General features: G+C 62.9%; 2 protein-coding genes. One reads left to right on the top strand and one right to left on the bottom strand.

The genetic code is table 11. The annotated features are described in order from the left end of the window. Positions 1-8: 8 nt before the first annotated feature. Positions 9-350: a YegP family protein gene (locus AC4FAH_RS02715; RefSeq protein WP_043331370.1), complete on the bottom strand. Its 342-nt coding sequence runs from the start codon at positions 348-350 to the stop codon at positions 9-11. 430 nt (positions 351-780) lie between these two features. Between AC4FAH_RS02715 and ilvD the strand changes: the two genes are divergently transcribed. Next, positions 781-2597 (top strand): dihydroxy-acid dehydratase (gene ilvD, locus AC4FAH_RS02710; protein ID WP_490245619.1); only part of this gene is annotated, 1817 nt, incomplete at its 3' end.

Here is a 2597-nt window from a genome sequence, read left to right as displayed (position 1 = left end):
GCTCGTGCTCAGGCGGTGTCGAGTTGCTCGAGGACGGCCGCCTCGGCGGCATTGCGCCCGACGCTGGCGATGCCGTTGTCGCGGCCGGATTCCGACTTGTACATCTGACTGCGACCGATCTGCTGGCTGTTGGCGGCCAGCAAGGTGAAATAGAAACGTCCGTCCTTGGCGACTTCCCGGGTGAAGCGTTTTTCCTCGACGGCATTCTTGCGCACGGATTCCACGCCGTTCAGGCAGCCGCGCTTGTCGGCATAGCCCTGACTCTGCAGGATCTTCTCGCCGTTGCCTGCCTTCAGTGCAAAGTAGAACTTGCTGTCCTTGCCCCGAGTGATGACGAATTTTCCGGCCATGGGTGACTCCTGTTCCTTGTGGGGTGTCTGGCATTGCCTGATGTGTCGTCCTTCAGTGTAATCAGCGCCTCCCGCCGCAGGCCCACGCTAGAGACCGCTTCATTCAACGCTTTCGGTGCTTGTCGGTATCTTTCGGGGCTACTGATGGCGTGGGCGGTGCTATCTGGTAGGCAAGCGGGGCCGGTACATGACAGAATTGACCCTAGGCAGACAGCGTTGACCCAAGAGGTACGCGTCTCCTCTGGACACCAGGTGTGCGTACCCCGAGCGGGGCGCCGCCTGACCAAAACAGAAGCCGCTCCCGTGCGGAGTGATTCTGCAGCGGATTGCGCAGAAGGGCGGCGTCAGTTTCCTGATCCTGCCAGGCGCAATTCCATGAATCAGTCCCTCTTCGCACAGGAGAGCGGCCAAGCATTGAATGAGGTTTACCATGCCAGAGTATCGCTCCCGTACGACCACCGCAGGTCGTAACATGGCCGGCGCTCGCGCCCTGTGGCGCGCCACCGGCATGAAAGATGGCGACTTCCAGAAGCCGATCATCGCCGTTGCCAACTCCTTCACCCAGTTCGTGCCGGGCCACGTCCACCTCAAGGACATGGGGCAGCTGGTCGCGCGCGAGATCGAGAAGGCCGGCGGCGTCGCCAAGGAATTCAACACCATCGCGGTCGATGATGGCATCGCCATGGGCCACGACGGCATGCTGTATTCGTTGCCGTCGCGTGACCTGATCGCCGACAGCGTCGAATACATGGTGAATGCCCACTGTGCGGATGCGCTGGTGTGCATCTCCAACTGTGACAAGATCACCCCGGGGATGTTGATGGCCGCCATGCGCCTCAACATCCCGGTCATCTTCGTCTCCGGCGGCCCGATGGAAGCCGGCAAGACCAAGCTGCTGGATCACGGCCTCGATCTGGTCGATGCCATGGTCATCGCCGCCGATGACAGCGTCGACGACGAGACGGTCGCCGAGATCGAGCGCAGCGCCTGCCCGACCTGTGGCAGCTGCTCGGGCATGTTCACGGCCAACTCCATGAACTGCCTGATGGAAGCGCTGGGTCTGGCATTGCCGGGCAACGGCACCGTACTGGCCACGCACTCCGATCGTCGTCGCCTGTTCGAGAACGCCGGGCATCGCATCGTCGAGCTGGCGCGCCGTTACTACGAAGGCAACGAAGAGCACCTGTTGCCGCGTGCCATCGGCTCCCGCGCCGCCTTCGCCAACGCGATGACGCTGGATATCGCCATGGGTGGCTCGACCAATACCATCCTGCACCTGCTGGCCGCCGCTCAGGAAGCCGGTGTCGACTTCACCATGTCCGACATCGACAAGCTGTCCCACAGCGTGCCGCAGATGTGCAAGGTGGCGCCGAACACCCAGAAATATCACATCGAGGATGTCCACCGTGCCGGCGGCATCATGGGGATTCTGGGCGAGCTGGATCGTGCCGGCGTGCTGGATACCTCGGTGCCGACCGTCTATGGCGACTCGCTGTCTGCGGCGCTGGAAGAGTGGGACATCATGCGTTCGCCCACTGATGAAGTCGTCGAGTTCTATCGCGCCGGCCCGGGCGGTATCCCGACCCAGACCGCCTTCTCGCAGAGCGCGCGCTGGCCGAGCCTGGATGGTGATCGCGCCCAGGGCTGTATCCGCGATTACGACCATTGCTTCTCCACCCAGGGCGGCCTGGCCGTGCTGTACGGCAATATCGCACTGGATGGTTGCGTGGTGAAGACCGCTGGTGTCGATGACTCCATCCTGGTCTTCGAAGGCCGTGCCTACGTCTGTGAGTCCCAGGATCAGGCGGTGGAAGACATCCTGGCCGACAAGGTCAAGGAAGGCGACGTCGTGATCATCCGCTACGAAGGGCCGAAGGGCGGTCCGGGCATGCAGGAAATGCTCTACCCGACGTCCTATCTCAAGTCCAAGGGGCTGGGCAAGGCGTGTGCGCTGCTCACCGACGGTCGTTTTTCCGGCGGTACCTCGGGCCTGTCCATCGGCCACGCGTCTCCGGAAGCGGCGGCGGGCGGTGCCATCGGTCTGGTCGAGCATGGCGACACCATCCTGATCGACATCCCGAACCGCACCATCAACGTCAAGCTGAGCGACAGTGAGCTGCATGAGCGCCGTGAAGCGATGGATGCCCGTGGCAAGGATGCCTGGAAGCCGAGCATCCAGCGCAACCGTCGTGTCTCCGCCGCGCTCAAGGCCTATGCCTTGCTGGCGACTTCCGCTGACAAGGGCGC

The sequence above is a fragment of the Cobetia sp. genome, assembly GCF_983723665.1.
This window is presented reverse-complemented; position numbering and strand designations above follow the sequence as displayed.

Excerpts from the sequence above, each read along its gene's own strand:
- AC4FAH_RS02715 (WP_043331370.1), bottom strand. The coding sequence starts at position 350 with ATGGCCGGAAAATTCGTCATCACTCGGGGCAAGGACAGCAAGTTCTAC.